Here is an 18,953-nt window from a genome sequence, read left to right on the forward strand (position 1 = left end):
CTCGACGGGCTGCGCGCGGCGGACGTCCACGAGCGCGCCCTGCTCGCCGACGACAAGCGCTACCGCGCGCCGCAGGACTGGCCCCCGCTGTCCGACGCCGCCGGCCGCCCGGCCGCCGACGACCGGTACGCGCGGGCGGCGCACCGGATCGCCCGGGCGGCCGCAGGGCAGCTCGCCGCCCTGCACCGGGGCGAGCTGCCGTACGCGTCCGACACGGTGTTCGCCGGAGCCGACGGCGAGACCCTGCGGCACGCGGTGGGCGCCGGGCTGCGGCGCGACGAACCGTGGGCGGGGCCGCTGCTCGCCGAGATCCTGCCGAAGGTGAGCGTCGCCCCGACCGCCGCGAAGACCGTCCCCTCGCAGAGCGTCAGCATCGGCCTCGCCCACGCCGTCGAGGAACAGCCCACCCCTGAAGCCCTGGACGCGCTGCGCGAAGCCCGCCGCGTCGTCCGGCACGCCGGCCTCGCCAAGAAGCTCGACCGGATCCTGCGCCGCGCCGAGAAGAACCTCGGCAAGCGCCCCGAAGTGGCCCTGCGCCTGCCGGACCTGGGGCTCGATCCCGGGACGGGCGTCCGCCGCCTGCCCGTCGGCCCGTACACCGCGGTGGTCGCGCTCGCCGCCGAAGGCCCCTCCCTCGCCTGGGAGCGCGCCGACGACGGCACGCTGCTGCGCACCACGCCCGCCGCCGCCCGCCGGGACCACCCCGACGCCGTGGCCGCCGCCCGCACCCTGGTCAAGCAGCTCCGCGCCCAGCAGCGCACCCTCGCCCTGGCCCTGGAGAGCGGCTACGTCCTCGACACCGTGTACCGGTACGGGCGGTGGCGCACCGAGCTGGCCGAGCACGTGGTGGGGAGCACGGTGACCCGGCGCCTCATCTGGGAGATCGAGCGGGCCCCGGGCGACTGGCACGCCTTCCTGCCGGCCGACGACGGCCTGCCCGACGCGGACCCGGCGACCGCAGTCCGGCTCTGGCACCCGGCCCGCGCCGGTGACGCCGCACAGCGGACCGCCTGGCGCGACCGCGTCGTGGCGCTCGCCGTCCGCCAGCCGTTCCGGCAGGCCTTCCGCGAGCAGTACGCGCTGCCGGAGCCCGGCCGGGAGGCCGCCCTGTTCGACGGTCCGATGCTCGACGCGCAGGCCGTGCTCGGGCTCGCCGCGCGGGAGGGCTGGACCATCGACGACGACATGCTGTGGCGGCGGTTCGGCCCGGCGGAGGTGGGGATCGACTTCGGCGGGAGCCTCTTCCCGGGGATCACCGGCTGGTTCTCCGTCGCAGCCGTCCGGTTCGCCCCGCCGCTCGGCGACCTCGGCCCGGTGCTCCGCGCCGAGGCGTTGCGCGCCGTCGACCTGCTGGTCAGCGTGGGCGCGTTCGCCTGGTGGGACGCCACGGACGACACGCGGGAGCGGCGGGCGAGCCTGCGCCGTCTGCACGCCGAACCGCTGGGCGAGCAGGCCCGGTTGCGCCGCGCCGCCCTGCGCCGGATCCTCGCCGCCACCCCGGGCGCCGAGGTGGCCGACCGGCACGTCACAGTCCACGGCCACACCGTGCACCTGGCGACGGGCCGCGTCAGCCGGGGCGGGGAGCCGGTCGACATCGCCGTACCGGACGGACCGAAGGCCCGGGCGCTGCCGTTCCTGCCGTACGACGAGAAGCTGCTGGAGCGGATCGTGCGGACGGTGGAGGTGCTCCTGGAGTCGGGCCCCGATCAGGCCCCGACCGCCGTCAACTCCCGTACCAGCGCCTCCTCGTAGCGCTCGACGAGGACCCGGGCCACCTCCGGCGCGGGCCCGAGGACGTCGGCCAGGACGTCCGCCTCGGCCGCGCCCGCCGCGATGCGGTCGGGCAGCCGGCCGGGGGCGAGGACGTACGGGGCGACGGCCACGCGCGCGCAGCCGAGGGCGCGCAGTTCGCGCACGACGTCGGCCGTGCGCGGCAGAGATGCGGAGGCGAACGCAGGCCGCACGGCGCACCAACCGGTGTGCCGCCACTCCCGCGCGATATCAGCGATCACTGCGATCGCCTCCGGGTCGGAGGAGCCCGCCGAGGCCAGGACGACCCCGGTCGTGGGCTTGTCGGCCGGGCTCAGCCCGGCCTCGTACAGGCGGCGTTCGAGCGCCGACACCAGCAGCGGCGACGGGCCGAGGACGTCCGCCTGGCGGATCCGCAGCCCGCGCGGCGCCGTGCGCAGCACCGCCGGGATGTCCGCCTTCGCGTGGAAGGCGCGGGTCAGCAGCAGCGGGAGCGCGATCACGTCGCGGACCCCGTCCGCCGCCAGGGACTCCAGCACCCCGTGCACCGAGGGGACGTTGAAGTCGAGGAACGCCGTCTCCACCCGTACTCCGGGCCGCTGCGCCCGCACCTCGCGCACGAGGGCGTGCACGGTCGCGGCGTGCCGCGGGTCGCGGCTGCCGTGGGCGATGACCAGGAGGACGGGGGAGGTTCGCATCAGGTGGCTCAGTTCTTGACGAGGAGGCCACGGCCGCGCAGCACGCGGCGCTCCAGCGGGCTGAAGATCAGCAGGTCGATGACGATGCCGACGATCAGGATGAGCAGGATCGCGAGGAACACCATGGGCATGGAGGAGGCGTTGCGGCCGTTCTCCAGGAGCTGGCCGAGGCCGATGCCCAGGTCGGGGGAGGAGGCGATGATCTCCGCCGCCATCAGCGAGCGCCAGGAGAACGCCCAGCCCTGCTTCAGGCCGGCGAGGTAGCCGGGCAGCGCCGCGGGCAGCACGACGTGCCACAGGCCGCGCACCCCCGTCGCGCCGAGCGTGCGGCCCGCCCGCAGGAACAGCGGCGGCACCTGGTCGACGCCGGACACCAGCCCGTTGGCGATCGAGGGGACCGCGCCGAGCAGGATCACCGCGTACATCATCGAGTTGTTCAGGCCGAGCCAGAGGACGGCCGGGGGGACCCAGGCCACCGACGGCAGCGACTGGAGGCCCGACAGGATCGGGCCGATCGCGGCGCGCACGAACTTCACGCGCGCCACCAGCAGACCCAGCGGCGTGCCGATGGCGAGGGCGAAGAGGAAGCCGAGCAGACCGCGCGAGACGCTCGTCCAGATGTAGCCGAGCAGTTCGCCCTTGAGCCAGGCGGTGCGGACCTCGTCCCACACCGCGGACGGCGCGGGCAGTTTGGTCGGATCGTCGACGATCTTGAACGAGACCAGCGCCTGCCAGACCGCCAGCACCACGACGATCGCGACGAGCGGCGGGAAGATCTTCTCCCGGAACGTCCGGGAGAACGGGGTGCGGCCCGACTGCACCGTCTCCAGCGCGTCCAGGCCGGCCTCCAGACCGGCGAGGTCGTCCTTGCCCGCCTCGGCCCGGTCGGCCACGGCCGTCGGTTCAGTCCTTGCCATGGTGGCGGATCTCCCCACGCAGTTGTTCGGTGATCTCTACGGAGAGTTCGGCCACGGCCGAGTCCTCGATGCGGCGCGGCTGCGGGATGTCCACGGTCCACTCGTGGGCGATCCGGCCGGGCCGCGACGACAGCAGCACGACGCGCTGCGCGAGCCGCACCGCCTCGCGCACGTTGTGCGTGACGAACAGGACGGAGACGTTCGTCTCCGCCCAGATCCGGGTCAGCTCGCCGTGCAGGACGTCGCGGGTGATCGCGTCGAGGGCCGCGAACGGCTCGTCCATCAGCAGCAGCCGGGCGTCCTGGGCGAGCGCCCTGGCCAGCGCCACCCGCTGCCGCATGCCGCCGGACAGCTCGTGGACGCGCTTGCCGTACGCGTCCTGCAGCCGCACCAGCTCCAGGAGTTCCTGGGCACGGGTGCGCCGGTCGCCCTTCGGCACGCCCCGCAGCTTCAGGGCGAGCTCGATGTTCTTGCCCGCGGTCAGCCACGGGAACAGGGCGTGCTCCTGGAACATCAGGGCGGGGCGCCCGTCCGTCGCGATGGAGCCGGCCGACGGGGCGTCGAGCCCCGCGACCAGGTTGAGCAGGGTCGACTTGCCGCAGCCCGAGGCACCCAGGAGGGTGACGAACTCGCCCGGAGCGACATCGAGACTGATGTCGTCCAGGACGAGCTGCGGGCCGGCGGGCGTGCCGAACGACTTCGAGACGTGCTCGATCCGGGCCGCCTGGCCGTCCGCCACCGCGGCGGAGTCGGCAGCCTTGGCGAGGGTCGTCGCCATGGTCGTCACCTCCTGGGAACTGGGTTGGCTGGGTGCTTACTTGACGCCGAGACCGGCGTCGTCGACCTCGGTGCCACCCTCGGCCTTCAGCACCTTGTTCAGGGGCTTCAGGTCGTAGATGCCGGTCAGGTTCGGCTTCTCCAGGAGTCCGGCCTTCACCGCGTGGTCGGCCTCGGAGTCGAGCGTCGAGGCCAGCGGGTCGTCGGTGAACTCGATGGACTTCCACGCCGGGTCGAGGATGTTCGCGGGCAGCGCCTTGCCCGAGTCCTTCTCCAGCTGCTTGTTGGCGGCGGCCTTCGCCTCGTCCGGGTTCGCGTTGATCCACTTGTTCGTCTTCACGGAGCCGCGCAGCACGGCCTCGACGACGTCCGGGTGGGCCTTGAGGAACTTCTGGGACACGATGATGTTCGTGATCACGAACTTCTTGTCGGGCCACAGGTCGGCCTCGTCGAGGATCACCTTGCCGCCCTCGGCGACCAGCTTGGACGCGGTCGGCTCGGGCACCCACGCGCCGTCGATGGAACCGGACTTGTAGGCGTCCGGGGTGATCTTGTTGTCCGTGCGGACGACGGAGACGTCACCCTTGCCGGAGTTCGCGTCGACCTTCCAGCCCTGCTCGGCGATCCAGTTCAGGAACGCGACGTCCTGGGTGTTGCCGAGCTGCGGGGTGGCGATCTTCTTGCCCTTGACGTCGTCCAGGGACTTGATCTTCTTCGGGTTCACGACGAGCTTCACGCCGCCGGACGCCGAACCGCCGATGATGCGCAGCGACTTGCTCTGCGACTTGGTGTAGCCGTTGATCGCGGGGGAGGGGCCGATCCAGCCGATGTCGATGGAACCGGCGTTCAGCGCCTCGATCTCGGAGGGCCCGGCGTTGAAGATCTGGTACGACGCCTTCGTGCCCTTGAGCTCCTTCTGGAAGAAGCCCTTCTGGTTGCCGACGAGGGCGGTGCCGTGCGTCAGGTTTCCGAAGTAGCCGATCTTGACGGTGTCGGCCGAGAGGGCTTTGCCCTTGGCGGCGACGTTCTCCTTGGCGCTGTCGTCCGCGTCGGAGCCGTAGCCGCAGGCCGTCGCGGCGAGCGCGAGGAGCGGAAGGGCGGCGACGGCGGCGAGGCCGCGGCGCACGGAGGTGGAACGGTTGGCAGGCACGGGAGGGGTTCCTCTCGTTGGCCCGGCGGGTCACGCGCTCAGGGCGTGGCCGGGAAGTCGGCAGGTCTTCGTCTTCGTCGTACGCGGTACGCGGTGCGGGGGGTGCGGGAGCGGGTGACTACGCACATCGCGCGACCCCGCCCTGCCCGCTGCCGAGGGTGCCGCTGCCGACGCGGCCGCCCTCCTTGGCGAACGTCCCGTAGTAGTCGATGGAGTTCATGATCAGAAGTCCCAGCCCTCGTCGTCCGTGGCCGCCTCGGCCTGCGCCGGCTGTGCCGTCTGCGCGAAGGACTCGCCCGCCATGCCCGCCGCGAGGGTGGTGCCGTCGGACGGGTCGATCAGCAGGAAGGAGCCGGTGCGCCGGGAGTCGGCGTAGTTGTCGAGCGCGAGCGGCTCGGCGGTGCGGACCCTGACGCGGCCGATGTCGTTGGCGACGAGCTGCCCCGGCTCGGGGTGCTGGGAGAGGTCGTCGAGCGTGAGCCGCGACGGGATCTCCTTGACGATCGCCTTGACCGTACGGGTGGTGTGCTTGAGCAGCACCCGCTGGCCGACCGCGAGCGGCGTGTCCGCGACGTGGCAGACGGTCGCCTCGACGTCCTGCGAGGTGGCGGGCGCGTCATGGCTCGGCACGACCAGGTCGCCGCGCGAGATGTCGATGTCGTCCTCCAGCAGGAGGGTCACCGACTGCGGCGTCCACGCCACGTCGACGGCCTTGCCCAGCAGGTCGATCCCGGCGATCTTCGACGTGCGGCCGGACGGCAGCACCGTCACCGACTCGCCGACGCGGAAGGTGCCCGCGGCGATCTGCCCCGCGTACCCCCGGTAGTCGGGGTGCTCGGCGGTCTGCGGCCGGATCACGTACTGCACGGGAAGCCGGGCGTGGCAGCTGGTCAGGTCGTGGCTGACCGGCACCGTCTCCAGGTGCTCCAGGACGGTCGGGCCGCCGTACCAGTCCATGTTGGCGGACGGCTCCACGACGTTGTCGCCCGCGAGCGCCGAGATCGGGATGGCGGTGATCTCCGGGACGCCGAGGTCGCTCGCGTACGCGGTGAACTCCTCGGCGATCGTCGCGAAGACGGTCTCCTCGTAGCCGACGAGGTCCATCTTGTTGACCGCGAGCACCACGTGCGGGACGCGCAGCAGCGCGGCGACGGCGGCGTGCCTGCGGGTCTGCTCGATGACGCCGTTGCGCGCGTCGACGAGCACCACGGCGAGGTCGGCGGTGGAGGCGCCGGTCACCATGTTCCGGGTGTACTGCACGTGGCCCGGGGTGTCCGCGAGGATGAAGCGGCGGCGCGGGGTCGCGAAGTAGCGGTAGGCCACGTCGATGGTGATGCCCTGCTCGCGCTCGGCGCGCAGGCCGTCGGTGAGCAGCGCGAGGTCGGGCTCGGCGGCGCCGCGCGAACGCGAGGCGTGCTCGACGGCCTCCAGCTGGTCGGCGAGGACCGACTTGGAGTCGTGCAGCAGGCGGCCCACGAGCGTGGACTTGCCGTCGTCGACGGAGCCGGCCGTGGCGAACCGCAGCAGGGTGGTGGCCGAGAGACCGGCCAGCTCTTCGGCAGTGGTGGTGCTCATGTCTAGAAGTACCCTTCGCGCTTGCGGTCTTCCATCGCTGCCTCGGACATCTTGTCGTCGGCGCGGGTGGCGCCGCGCTCGGTGAGGCGGGAGGCGGCGATCTCGGCGATGACCCGGTCGATCGTCGTGGCGTCGGAGTCGACGGCGCCGGTGCAGGACATGTCGCCGACGGTGCGGTAGCGCACCAGGCGGGTCTCGACCGTCTCGCTGTCCTTCGGGCCGCCCCAGTCGCCGGCCGTCAGCCACATGCCGCTGCGCTGGAACACCGGCCGCTCGTGCGCGTAGTAGATCTCGGGAAGGTCGATGCCTTCGCGGGCGATGTACTGCCAGACGTCCAGCTCGGTCCAGTTGGACAGCGGGAAGACGCGGACGTGCTCGCCGGGCGCGTGGCGGCCGTTGTAGAGCTGCCACAGTTCGGGGCGCTGGCGCCGCGGGTCCCACTGGGAGAACTCGTCGCGCAGGGAGAACACCCGCTCCTTGGCGCGGGCCTTCTCCTCGTCACGGCGGCCGCCGCCGAACACGGCGTCGAACTTCTCGGCCTGGATCTTCTCGGTGAGCGGCACTGTCTGGAGCGGGTTGCGGGTGCCGTCCGGACGCTCCTTGAGCACCCCGCGGTCGATGTAGTCCTGCACGGACGCGACGTGCAGCCGCAGACCGTGCTCGGCGACGACGCGGTCGCGGTACTCCAGGACCTCCGGGAAGTTGTGCCCGGTGTCGACGTGCAGCAGCGAGAAGGGGACCGCCGCGGGGGCGAACGCCTTCAGCGCCAGGTGCAGCATGACGATGGAGTCCTTGCCGCCGGAGAACAGGATCACCGGCCGCTCGAACTCACCCGCCACCTCGCGGAAGATGTGCACCGCCTCGGACTCCAGGGCGTCCAGGTGGCTCAGCGCGTACGGGCTGTCGGTCTCCTCGGAGACGGTCACTACGGTCGTCATGCGGCGAGACCCCTCTCGGTGAGCAGCACGCGGAGCGCGGCCGCGGACTCCTGCACGGTCTGGTTCTGCGACTCGATGCGCAGGTCGGGCGAGTCCGGTACCTCGTACGGGTCGTCGACCCCGGTGAGCCCGGAGATCTCGCCCGCGGCCTGCTTGGCGTACAGGCCCTTCACGTCGCGTACGGAGCAGACGTCCACGGGAGTGGCGACGTGCACCTCCAGGTACGCGGTGCCGCCCGCCTGGTGGCGCTTGCGCACGGCCTCACGGCTGTCCGCGTACGGGGCGATCACCGGCACGAGCGTCAACACGCCGTTGCGGGCGAGGAGTTCGGCGAGGAAGCCGATGCGCTGGACGTTCGTGTCGCGGTCCGCGCGGCTGAAGCCGAGGCCCGCCGAGAGGTACTCGCGGATCTCGTCGCCGTCCAGCACCTCGACCTGCCGGCCCTCGGCGCGCAGGGTGTCCGCCAGTTCGTTCGCGATGGTGGTCTTGCCGGCACTCGGCAGACCCGTGAGCCAGATGGTGGCTCCGGTCACTTGCTTCTCCAAAGTCTGTGTCGCTGCGGTCATCAGCCGTGGATCCCGCACTCGGTCTTGCCCCGGCCCGCCCACCGTCCGGCGCGCGCGTCCTCGCCCTCCAGGAGGCGGCGGGTGCAGGGGGCGCAGCCCACGGACCCGTAGCCGTCCATCAGGAGGGGGTTGGTGAGGACGCCGTGCTCGGCGACGTACGCGTCGACGTCGTCCTGCGTCCAGCGGGCGATCGGCGAGACCTTGACCTTCCGGCGCTTCTCGTCCCAGCCGACGACCGGGGTGTTCGCCCGGGTGGGGGACTCGTCGCGGCGCAGGCCCGTGGCCCACGCGGCGTACCGGGTCAGCCCCTCCTCCAGGGGCTTCACCTTCCGCATCGCGCAGCACAGGTCGGGGTCGCGGTCGTGCAGCTTCGGGCCGAACTCGGCGTCCTGCTCCGCGACCGTCTGGCGGGGCGTCAGGGTGATGACGTTGACGTCCATCACGGCCTCGACGGCGTCGCGGGTGCCGATCGTCTCCTCGAAGTGGTAGCCGGTGTCGAGGAAGACGACGTCCACGCCGGGCATCGCACGGGAGGCGAGGTGGGCGACGACCGCGTCCTCCATGGACGAGGTCACGCAGAACTTCTTGCCGAAGGTCTCCGTCGCCCAGGTGAGGATCTCCAGGGCGGAGGCGTCCTCCAGGTCGCGCCCGGCCTGTTCGGCGAGCGCCTTCAACTCATCGGTATCGGCAGCCACTTGAGCCGTGGTCATATCTGTTCCCCTCCACCGTCGGTGCGCTGAAGCCCACGGGCGAGCAGCCCGCGGAACTTCAACTGGAAGGCCCGGTTGCACGACGCGCATTCCCAGGCGCCGTGACCTTCCTCTCCGGGTCGAAGATCCTCGTCGCCGCAGTACGGGCAGAAGAACGGTGCGGCACGCTCGCTCACGACAGGGCCTCCGCACTCGCCCGGGCCGCCCAGGTCGCGAAGCGCTCGCCGTCCTCGCGCTCCGCCTGGAAGTTCTTGAGCACCCGCTCGATGTAGTCCGGCAGACCGTCCGAAGTGACCTTCAGGCCGCGCACCTTGCGGCCGAACCCGGCCTCCAGGCCGAGCGCGCCGCCGAGGTGCACCTGGTAGCCCTCGACCTGGTTGCCGTCGGCGTCGAGCATCAGCTGGCCCTTGAGGCCGATGTCCGCGACCTGGATGCGGGCGCAGGCGTTCGGGCAGCCGTTGAGGTTGATGGTGAGCGGCTCGTCGAAGTCCGGGAGGCGGCGCTCCAGTTCGTCGATGAGCTGCGAGCCGCGGCCCTTCGTCTCGACGATGGCGAGCTTGCAGAACTCGATGCCGGTGCAGGCCATCGTGCCGCGCCGGAACGGCGACGGCCTGACCTGGAAGTCCAGCGCCTCCAGACCCGCGACGAGCGAGTCGACCTGGTCCTCGGTCACGTCCAGGACGAGCATCTTCTGCTCGACGGTGGTGCGCAGCCGGTCCGAGCCGTGCGCACCGGCCAGTTCGGCGATCTTGGTGAGCGTGGTGCCGTCGACCCGGCCGACGCGCGGCGCGAACCCGACGTAGAACCGGCCGTCGTTCTGCCGGTGGACACCGATGTGGTCGCGCCACCGCTGCGAGGGCTCGGCGGGCGCCGGGCCGTCGACGAGCTTGCGCTTGAGGTACTCGTCCTCAAGGATCTGGCGGAACTTCTCCGGGCCCCAGTCGGCCATCAGGAACTTCAGGCGGGCGCGGTTGCGGAGCCGGCGGTAGCCGTAGTCGCGGAAGATGCCGACGACCCCCGCCCAGACGTCCGCCACCTCGTCCAGCGGCACCCAAGTGCCCAGCCGCTGCGCGAGCTTGGGGTTGGTGGACAGGCCGCCGCCGACCCACAGGTCGAAGCCGGGCCCGTGCTCGGGGTGCTCGACGCCGACGAAGGCCACGTCGTTGATCTCGTGGACCACGTCCTGGACGGGGGAGCCGGAGATCGCGGTCTTGAACTTGCGCGGCAGGTTGGAGAATTCCTTGTTGCCGATGTACCGGTCGTGGATCTCGTCCACGGCGGGCGTGCCGTCGATGATCTCGTCGGCGGCGATCCCGGCCACCGGGGAACCGATGATCACGCGCGGGCAGTCGCCGCACGCCTCGGTCGTGGACAGGCCCACGGCCTCCAGCTTCTCCCAGATCGCGGGCACGTCCTCGATCCGGATCCAGTGCAGCTGGATGTTCTGCCGGTCGGTGATGTCGGCGGTGCCGCGCGCGTACTGCTCGGAGATCTCGCCGATGGCGCGCAGCTGCGCGACGGAGAGCCGGCCGCCGTCGACGCGGACGCGGAGCATGAAGTAGCGGTCGTCCAGCTCCTCCGGTTCGAGGACGGCCGTCTTGCCGCCGTCGATCCCGGGCTTGCGCTGGGTGTACAGACCCCACCAGCGCATGCGTCCGCGCAGGTCGTTGGGGTCGATGGAGTCGAAACCACGCTTGGAGTAGATCGTCTCAATGCGTGTCCGCACATTGAGACCGTCGTCGTCCTTCTTGAACTGCTCGTTGCCGTTGAGCGGCGTGAAGTGGCCCACGGCCCACTGACCCTCACCGCGGTGACGGCTCACCTTGCGGCGGGGCGCGGCGTCGGCAGGCTTTTCAGGGGTGGCAGCCATGGGTGTACGTCCTTCAGGGCAGGCAGTCAGCAGGGGCGGCGCGCAGCGCCTCGTTGAGGGGTGGCGGCCGGGTGACGGGTGGGAGGCTCTGACCTGCACACTTCGCGCGAGGGCGCGGCGGTGCGCAGGGAGATCAGGTGAAACGCAAGTCGGCGGGGCTGGTTCTCTCAGCGCGCCGGACAGATGGCGCTGGACACGCGGCCGAAGTCGACGTGCCGCCGACTCACCAAGGCAATTCCAGCTGTAGACATGACGGAAGCGTGTCATGGGACTTTGGGCCCGGTCCACCATCGTCCACGATCTGGACGAGAACGTCTCGGATCGTGGACTTTGGTGGCGCCGGTCACACGAAGTGCTGGTGAAAGGTCGTATACGCCCGGAATGGGATCAGGCGGAGGGGAACGCTCCAGGCCACGGCCCCGGAGAGGCCACCTCCGGCTGCTCCGCGGTCTCCGTCCGGAACAACCGGAAGCCGCGGCGCTCGTAGTTGGCCATCGCGTGCTCACCGTCCAGCGAGCACGTGTGCAGCCACACCCGCTTCGTCGGCGTCAGCTCCGGCCGGCGCTCGGCCAGGTCCCAGGCGCGCGCGATGCCGTACGACAGCAGGTGACCGCCGATCCGGCGGCCCCGGAACGCCGGGATCAGGCCGAAGTAGGCGATCTCCACGACGCCGTCGTCCTGCGCCGCCAGCTCCACGAAACCCGCCGGGGTCCCCCGGTCGTACGCGACCCACGTCTCCGAGCCCGGCCGGCCGATCTGCTCGGCCCACTGCGCGTAGGTCCAGCCGAGCCGGTCGACCCATTTGATGTCGGCGCCCACCGACGCGTACAGGAAACGGCTGAACTCCGGCGAGGGCACCTCCGCGCGGACGATGCGCACGTCGTCGCCGGGCGGGGCCGCGGCCGGGCGCAGGTCGGACGGCGCGGTCTGTTCGAGGGACCACGTGGTGACGGTGACAGTGCTGCTGCTCATGCGGCACATCGGATCACGTGCGACGCACTCTGGCCAAAGGCGTTCAGGATGCGGGAGGATCCGCGACGCGCAGCAGCCACCCCCCGCGTCCGACCCATCCGGAGGATGTTCGATGTCCCACCGCACACCCCGCGGTCTGCTCGCCGCGGCCACCCTCACCGTGGCCCTCGCCACCCTCGCGTCGCCCGCCCTCGCCGCGCCCGCCGCGCCGCAGGCCCGCGTCTTCATGGTCAACCCCGTCCAGTCGACCGGCGACCAGTCCCTCACCGACGCCAAGGACGCGGCGTCGGCCGTCCCCGCCACCGCGTACGCGCAGGCGGCGCTCCGCAACCTCGACGGCAGCGGCGGCCTGTCCGGCACGTGGGCCTACGTCAGATCGGAGACCGGCGCCCCGGCCGAGGCCGCCGACGCCGCCGGGTACGACCGGCACGACGACCGGTTCGAGCAGGTCATGGCGTACTTCTGGGTCAACGAGGCACAGGAGTACCTGCAGGGCCTCGGCTTCGGCGGCGACCTGCCCGGCGCCAACGACCGCGCCCAGCCCGTGCGCATCAACCAGTGGGGCGCCGACAACTCCTTCTTCACCGACAAGAAGGCGGAGATCCGCTTCGGCAAGGGCGGCGTCGACGACGCGGAGGACGCCGAGGTCATCGTCCACGAGTACGGGCACGCCGTGCACAACGCCCAGGTCCCGGGCTTCGGCACCTCGCTGGAGGCCGGCTCGATCGGCGAGGCGTTCGGCGACTACCTCGCGGTCGAGGTCGGCGCGGCGGCCGACGCCAAGTACGGCTGGCCGATGAAGACGGACCTGGCCTGCGTCGCCGACTGGGACTCCGTCGAGTACACGAACGCCGCCCCGCACTGCCTGCGCCGCGTCGACACCGACAAGACGTACGCGGACCGGGTGGGCGAGGTGCACGCGGACGGCGAGATCTGGTCCCGGGCGCTCTTCGACGTCCGGGGCGCACTCGGCGCGCGCACGGCCGACCGGATCATCGTGAACGCCCAGTTCGGGTTCGCACCGGACACCAGCTTCGCCGACGCCGCCGCGACGACCGTCGCGACGGCGCAGCGGATGTACGGGACGAAGGCCGCGACCGCGGTCCGGGCCGCCTTCGCGGCACGCGGCATCCCCGGGATGTGAGCCTGTCCCCGCCGCCGCGTCAGCCGCGGCGGCGGGGCACACGGGCCAGCGCCGCCGCGACGGTCGCGGCGGGGTCGGCCACGTCCAGTCCCAGCGCGGTCAGCCAGCCGTGCACCCGGGCGACCGGCTCGTGCATCCCGCGCGCCTTGCGGACCAGCGTCTCGAAGTCGACGTGGTCGCCGACGGTGAGCAGCAGGTCGTCGTCGCCGGACAGCAGCATCAGGGCGGCGGACTCCGACAACCCCTCCGGCAGCCTCGGGCACGACACGGTGACGCCCCAGGCGGTCAGCCGGGCCGTGATCTCGGCGGGCGAGCGCAGCAGGGTCCGCGCGGCGCCCAGGACATGGGCGAAGGGGAGGTCCTGGTCCGTGTTCACGTCGATCCAGTCCAGCGGCCCTTCGAGCTGGAACAGTTCGTCGTCCAGCGGGTCCGGCGCGGCGGGCCGGGTCAGCGGCACCGTCAGCCCGAAGGCGCGCAGCCGCCGCGCGATCTCGTCCAGCGGCTGCTCCAGGTCCTGGGCCACCTCGATGAGGTGGCAGTAGGGGACGGCGTCACCGGGGCGCAGCGGCGCCGGCGCGTATCCGTACTCGTCCCCTTCGTACGCCAGCAGCCTGATGCACTCCTCGACCTGGTGGGACCGGATCCTCGGGAACGGCGTGGGGCGCGTGAAGCCCATCCTGGCGTACCAGACCATCGCCTTGCCCGGGGTGATCCCCAGGTGCTCCGCCGCGAGCAGGACGTCCAGGTAGGGCACGGGCCTGTCCATGGGCAGCCACACTTCCTGGTCCACCGGCCACTCCCTGAGCAGCGCGGGCAGGCTGTCCAGCGGTTCGTGCGGCAGGCCGGTGCCGTCCGCTTCGAGGCCGCACAGGGCGAGGCGCTCGCACACCTCGGGCACCGTCTCCGCCAGATCCAGGGCGAGCTCCGCGATGATGCCCGGGTGTACGGGCCGGCCGGGCCGGAACCAGTCGCTGTCGTGCTGCGCCATCCACCCGGACAGCTTCTCGTCCGCCTCGGCGAGCCGGGCGCACTCCACGAACTCGGCCGGGACCACGCAGCCTTCGGCCGCCCGCAGCCGCGCCACCTCGGTGACCGTGGAACCGGTGGAGGCCGCTTCACGGACGAGACCGGACGGGGTGACCGGGCGGCGCCGCGCGATCGCGGCGCGCGCCTGTGCCGAGGCGAACTCCGTGTCCTGCGCATCCTGCGGAACCTCGGCGTCGAAGACGTCGAGCGGCAGCTCGTGCAGGCCCAGCAGCGCCGCCCGCTCGGCCACGTCGCGCGCGGGCATCGCCAGCGCCGCGGCGATCTCGACGATCTTCTCGCAGGCCGCGAACGGGTCGTGGCGGTAGGGGAACGCGTGCAGGTCCAGGAGCCGCTGGTCCGAGGGGAGAGCGGGCAACAGGTCGACGGGAGCGGCCAGTTCGGGACAGAGGGTCCGCAGCTCCGGCAGGACCTCGTGCGTGCCGTGGGCCAGCAGCCGCCACAGGAAGACGTGGTCGGGGAGCGCGGGGTGGGCGTCCGCCAGCGAACCGGCCTCCGTCTCGTCGTACCGGGTCAGCGCCGTACGGACCACGGACGCGTCGAGCGGGAGGCAGCCCGCCCGCGCGGTGTCGACCTGGCGGGGGCGCCCGCCGATGACCCGGCGCTGCCGCACGCACTCCTCGGTGATCAGGTCGGCGGTCACGAGGCTGCCGTCGGCGGCCCGGCACAGCCAGGCGAAGTGGAGGAAGTCGGGGCGGGCCGCCACCAGGTGGCGCGCCGCGTCCGGCAGCACCTCCGCCAGGAGGGGGCGCAGGTCGTCGAGGACCTCGAGACGGTCGGCGGACAGCCGCTGCGGGGCGCGCGGGCCCGAGAGGTTCACGACGAGGCCGGTGAGACCGGACGGCTCCCGGGAGACCGCGCCGCCCCGCACGGACGGCTGCACGACCAGTCCGTCGACCAGCAGGTCACCGCCCTGCTCGCACCAGAACAGCTGGACGCCCTCCGGAGCGTCGGGCCAGGGCAGCAGCCGGCCGCGGCCGGTCAGCCCGACACTTCCGTCCTCGGGCTCCCGCCCCGCCTTGAACTCGCCCGCCGCCCACTCCTCCACGTATCCGTCGTGCCGGGCGCTGGTCGCGAACTCGGCGACCCCGAGCAGCCGGCGCAGCACCCGGGGGCAGGACGGGGCCCGGACCCCGTCGGACGCGGCCTGCAGATAGAGGCGGACGGTGGTGCCCGGCTCCGGTCCCGCGTCCGCAAGACGCGCGATGCGGAAGAGGTGCCCCGGCCCGAAGATCGACGCCTCCAGCAGCGGCCCCGTCGTGCCCGTGGGGCCCATCCGGCAGGTCGTCACCCGGATCTCGTCGGCCAGCATGAAATAGCTCAGCACGCCGATCCCGAACCGGCTGTTGGGGAAGAGCCTGACCGGCGGTTCGGCCGCCGACCAGGCGGCCTGCTCGTCGAGGAAGTCCGGCTGCTCGGCGAACCGGGCTCCCGCGTTGGAGAAGACCCCGCGCAGTTCGGCCTCGCCCATGCCGACGCCGTTGTCCCGGCACTCGATGTACGCGCGCCCGTCCGCGTCGACGTCCTGTACGAACGTGATGCCGCCGGTGTACGCGAACGTCGCCCCCGGCGTGCTCCGGTCCAGGTACTCGGTCCGCGCCCGGCGGTAGCGGCAGGCGTCCAGCGCGTTCTGGTACAGCTCCCGCAGCGCGAGATCGCGGTCCTTGTACAGCTGCTCGCCCATCAGGAGGTCCCGCACCCGGCGCTCGTCGAGCCGGAAGCTCGCCCAGCTGGTGAAGGCGTCCTCGGCCGGCACCACCCCGTCGGACGAGAGGTGGCTGGGCAGCGCGGGAAAGGCCTGGGTGATCCGCTCCCGCGCGGTGCGCCGGACCGCGCGCAGCAGTTCGTCGACCCGCGCCGCGTACGCGTGCAGCCCCTCGATCACGGCCTCGTGGTGGCAGGCGGCGCGCAGCACGGGCTGGTCGCGCGAGCCGCCGAGGGCGGCCCCGGCCAGGGTGTCCCGCAGCTGGTCGAGCAGCACCGGGTGCGGGATGCCCAGGTGCTCGGCCACCACGTCCGGCAGGGCCGTCGGCTCGATCGCCAGCGCGAAGGCCGCCGCGGCGAGAAGCGCCAACCGCTGTTCGCGGACGCGCTGTTGGCCCGGGCCGCGCAGGCCCTCGTCGGGCGGCAGCGAGTCCAGGAAGTCGGGGTTGCACACGTCCGGGCCGCGGCGCACCCCGTGCAGCAGCCGGGCGACGCGGGCCGGGGCGAGCACGTCGCCGAGTGCGCCGGCCGCCTCGCCGAGGGAATCCAGCGTGCGCCGGACGTGGGCGGGCGACACGTCGTCGCCGCGGTGCACCAGCCAGCGGTGGGCCAGCCACCAGCCCAGCGGCGGCGCCGCGTGCGGACGCAGCCGGGCGCGCTGCACGAGGAGCCGGTACCGGGCGCCGTACGCCTCGAAGGCGCGGCGCCGCTCACCGGCGGCGGGGCGGTTCGACAGGTCCCAGGGTTCCACGTCGCGGAGCCCGAGCAGCGCGTCGAGCGTGTGCACGCGGTGCAGGAACGGCAGGAGCGCGATGAGGGCGGCTTCCGCCGGGTACAGGTCGAGGCCGGTGCCCGGGCTGCCGGCCGGTTCGGGGTCCGGCTCGCCGAGCAGCCACTCCATCCGGTCCGTGAACCGCTCCGGGAACTCCGGGTCCTGCCAGGGGTCGTCGAGCAGGCGCGGCTCGGCGGCGTCCCGCAGGGCCGCGAGGCGGGCGGCCACGGTGGCGGCGCCGGTCCGCCAGGGTTCGACGTCTCGGTGCGGCGGTACGTGCCGCCACACGCCGGAGTCGTGCACCGCGGCGACCCAGGCGTCGGGCCGCTCCGTCGGGGTGGGGGCGGCGGTGCCCGTGTGCACGGTCAACTGCCCGACGGATCCGCCGACTTGTACGAGTGCCCCGTCCACCTGTGTGCCGGTCACGGTGTTCCGGGTGTTCTGGTGCCGCATGCCGCCCCCTGTGCCTTCAGAGCCTCAGCTTAGGCATCGGGGCGCGGGTGGGTGGGGGCTGGCCGCGCAGTTCCCCGCGCCCCTGAAAGGCCGACTGCGTCTGCCGCGCGGGGCTTTCGTCGCGGCCTGCGAACGGGTGGGGCTTCTCGCGCAGTTCCCCGCGCCCCTGGAGCTGCGGCTTCGCCGCAGCACCATCGGGCGCCCTGAGATGGCGCACGCAGTGCGCATCTCAGGGGCGCGGGGAACTGCGCGAGAAGCCCCACCGGCCCGCACAGGACAACGGGCGGTCGGAGTTACGGCGGTGGTCAAGGTGGCCGACGGATGTCCACTGGCCGGGGCACGTTTGTCCATGTCGCGGAGCGGCCCACGCATACGACCCTGTGCCGCATGAGACGGACGACAACCGCAGTGATCGTCGCGGCGGCCGCGATCCTCCCCGCCGCCCCCACCGCCACCGCCGGCGCAGCCCCCCGCACCCACCACGTCGACTGCCAGGCCCCGTCCACCGGCCCCCAGAAAGGCACCCTCAAGGCGCCCTGGCGGAGTCTGTCCGCCGTGAACGCGCAGCGCCTGCGCCCCGGCGACGCCGTCCGGCTGAAGCGGGGCACCCGCTGCACCGGCACCCTCGCCCCGAACGGCGCCGGCGCGCCCGGCCGGCCGGTCACCGTCGGCGGGTACGGCGACCCGGGCGCCGCCAAGCCCGTCGTCGACGGCAACGGCGCCGTCGACACCGTGCTGCTGCGCAACACCCAGTGGATCGAGGTGGACGGCCTCGACATCACCAACGCCGCGAACCCCGGCACCAAGCGGCGCGGCGTCCGCGTCGTGCTCGACGACTACGGGACGGGCACCCACTACCGCCTCACGAACCTCACGATCCACGACGTGCTCGGCGACGACACCAAGGACGCCGACGGCTCGGAGGGGATCCTGTTCGCCGCCACCGGGTCGTCCGTCCCCACCCGCTTCGACGACGTGCGCGTCGAGGGCAACACCCTCGACCACATCGACCGCGGCGGGATCCGGGTGGCCTCGACCTGGAAGAACCGTCCCGCGGTGAGCAGCCACGACCCGAACGGGCCGGCCTGGACGCCGTCCACGAACGTCGTCGTACGGAACAACACGCTCTCCGACCTCGGCGGCGACGGCATCGTCATGACCGTCACCGAGGGCGCGCTCGTCGAGCACAACACGCTGCGCGGCTTCCAGCGCCGCTCCGCCGGATACAACGCGGGCATGTGGCCCTACAACGCGGACGGCACCGTCTTCCAGTACAACGACACCTCCGGCGGCGAGACGACCCGCGACGGCATGGCGTACGACGTCGACGAGGGCACCTTCGGCACCGTCTTCCAGTACAACTACAGCCGCGACAACGCCGGCGGCTTCTTCCTCGTCTGCACCGCCGACGGCACCCTCTCCGACGCCGTCATCCGCTTCAACGTCAGCCAGAACGACCACTTCCGGGGCATCGAGACCTGCAAGGGCTCCTTCTCCGACGTGCGGTTCCTGCACAACACCGTCTACGTCGGGGACGGCGTCAGCCAGACCGTCGTGAACGAGAACACGACCGCGCGGCACGAGATCGAGTTCGTCGACAACGTGGTGCGCAAGACCGGTGCGGGAACGGCCTCGTTCGTGCTGCGCTCCGGCGGCGTCTCGCTGTCCCACAACGCGCTGTCCGGCGTCACCTCCGTGCCCGACAACCCCGGCGGCACCGGCGCCGACCCGCTGCTCGCCGCGCCCGGCACCGCCACCGGCATCGCCGACGCGGCCGCCGCCTACGCCCTGCGCCCGGGATCGCCCGCCGCCGGCGCCGCCCTGCCGCACCCGGACGCGGGGGAGCGGGACTTCGCCGGGCATCCGCTCGTCCCCGGCGGCCCGCTCGACATCGGCGCGCTGAACGGCGGCTGA

General features: G+C 72.6%; 16 protein-coding genes. 3 read left to right on the forward strand and 13 right to left on the reverse strand.

Going from position 1 to position 18,953, the window contains the following annotated elements; translation table 11 throughout:
- A partial coding sequence (locus tag RBJ77_RS31170; RefSeq protein WP_372348037.1) for a DUF4132 domain-containing protein occupies positions 1–1,752 on the forward strand: 1,752 nt, incomplete at its 5' end.
- Here the strand turns inward: RBJ77_RS31170 and RBJ77_RS31175 are convergent.
- From RBJ77_RS31175 to RBJ77_RS31230, 12 genes are all read right to left on the reverse strand, one after another.
- Positions 1,707–2,447: a sirohydrochlorin chelatase gene (locus RBJ77_RS31175; RefSeq protein WP_372348038.1), complete on the reverse strand. Its 741-nt coding sequence runs from the start codon at positions 2,445–2,447 to the stop codon at positions 1,707–1,709. The two genes, RBJ77_RS31170 and RBJ77_RS31175, sit on opposite strands and share 46 nt — an antisense overlap.
- 8 nt (positions 2,448–2,455) lie before the next feature.
- Positions 2,456–3,364 (reverse strand): ABC transporter permease, encoded by a 909-nt coding sequence (locus tag RBJ77_RS31180; protein WP_372348039.1) that lies wholly within the window; start codon positions 3,362–3,364, stop codon positions 2,456–2,458.
- Complete coding sequence (locus RBJ77_RS31185; protein WP_372348040.1) at positions 3,351–4,142, reverse strand: ABC transporter ATP-binding protein; 792 nt, start codon at positions 4,140–4,142, stop codon at positions 3,351–3,353. Before RBJ77_RS31185 ends, RBJ77_RS31180 begins: the two co-directional genes overlap by 14 nt.
- Positions 4,143–4,178: 36 nt before the next feature.
- Positions 4,179–5,291 (reverse strand): aliphatic sulfonate ABC transporter substrate-binding protein, encoded by a 1,113-nt coding sequence (locus RBJ77_RS31190; RefSeq protein WP_372348041.1) that lies wholly within the window; start codon positions 5,289–5,291, stop codon positions 4,179–4,181.
- A gap of 222 nt (positions 5,292–5,513) precedes the next feature.
- A complete protein-coding gene (locus tag RBJ77_RS31195; protein ID WP_372348042.1) occupies positions 5,514–6,866 on the reverse strand; it encodes a sulfate adenylyltransferase subunit 1 in 1,353 nt (450 codons plus the stop codon).
- A 2-nt stretch (positions 6,867–6,868) separates the two neighbouring features.
- A complete protein-coding gene (cysD, locus tag RBJ77_RS31200) occupies positions 6,869–7,804 on the reverse strand; it encodes a sulfate adenylyltransferase subunit CysD (RefSeq protein WP_372348043.1) in 936 nt (311 codons plus the stop codon).
- Positions 7,801–8,370, reverse strand: coding sequence for an adenylyl-sulfate kinase (gene cysC, locus RBJ77_RS31205; protein ID WP_372348044.1), 570 nt, complete (start codon positions 8,368–8,370; stop codon positions 7,801–7,803). The genes cysD and cysC overlap by 4 nt, the downstream gene beginning before the upstream one ends.
- Positions 8,370–9,080 (reverse strand): phosphoadenylyl-sulfate reductase, encoded by a 711-nt coding sequence (locus tag RBJ77_RS31210; RefSeq protein WP_372348045.1) that lies wholly within the window; start codon positions 9,078–9,080, stop codon positions 8,370–8,372. Before RBJ77_RS31210 ends, cysC begins: the two co-directional genes overlap by 1 nt.
- Positions 9,077–9,256, reverse strand: a complete 180-nt coding sequence (locus RBJ77_RS31215) for a hypothetical protein (protein WP_255974319.1) — start codon at positions 9,254–9,256, stop codon at positions 9,077–9,079. The genes RBJ77_RS31210 and RBJ77_RS31215 overlap by 4 nt, the downstream gene beginning before the upstream one ends.
- Positions 9,253–10,950, reverse strand: coding sequence for a nitrite/sulfite reductase (locus tag RBJ77_RS31220; protein WP_372348046.1), 1,698 nt, complete (start codon positions 10,948–10,950; stop codon positions 9,253–9,255). Before RBJ77_RS31220 ends, RBJ77_RS31215 begins: the two co-directional genes overlap by 4 nt.
- Before the next feature lie 167 nt (positions 10,951–11,117).
- Positions 11,118–11,201 (reverse strand): putative leader peptide, encoded by an 84-nt coding sequence (locus tag RBJ77_RS31225; protein WP_372348110.1) that lies wholly within the window; start codon positions 11,199–11,201, stop codon positions 11,118–11,120.
- Between the two features lie 136 nt (positions 11,202–11,337).
- Positions 11,338–11,922 carry a GNAT family N-acetyltransferase gene (locus tag RBJ77_RS31230; RefSeq protein ID WP_372348047.1) on the reverse strand — a complete coding sequence of 195 codons (585 nt, stop codon included), beginning with the start codon at positions 11,920–11,922 and terminating at the stop codon, positions 11,338–11,340.
- Between the two features lie 112 nt (positions 11,923–12,034).
- On the opposite strand from RBJ77_RS31230, the gene RBJ77_RS31235 reads away from it, so the two are divergent.
- A complete protein-coding gene (locus RBJ77_RS31235; protein ID WP_372348048.1) occupies positions 12,035–13,066 on the forward strand; it encodes a M4 family metallopeptidase in 1,032 nt (343 codons plus the stop codon).
- A gap of 19 nt (positions 13,067–13,085) precedes the next feature.
- Here RBJ77_RS31235 and RBJ77_RS31240 read toward each other — a convergent pair whose 3' ends face one another.
- Positions 13,086–17,039: an ATP-binding protein gene (locus RBJ77_RS31240; RefSeq protein WP_372348049.1), complete on the reverse strand. Its 3,954-nt coding sequence runs from the start codon at positions 17,037–17,039 to the stop codon at positions 13,086–13,088.
- 387 nt (positions 17,040–17,426) lie between these two features.
- Between RBJ77_RS31240 and RBJ77_RS31245 the strand changes: the two genes are divergently transcribed.
- Complete coding sequence (locus RBJ77_RS31245; RefSeq protein WP_372348050.1) at positions 17,427–18,953, forward strand: right-handed parallel beta-helix repeat-containing protein; 1,527 nt, start codon at positions 17,427–17,429, stop codon at positions 18,951–18,953.

This window comes from Streptomyces sp. KL116D, assembly GCF_030766975.1.
In the GTDB taxonomy this organism is placed as follows: Bacteria; Actinomycetota; Actinomycetes; order Streptomycetales; family Streptomycetaceae; genus Streptomyces; species Streptomyces longispororuber_A.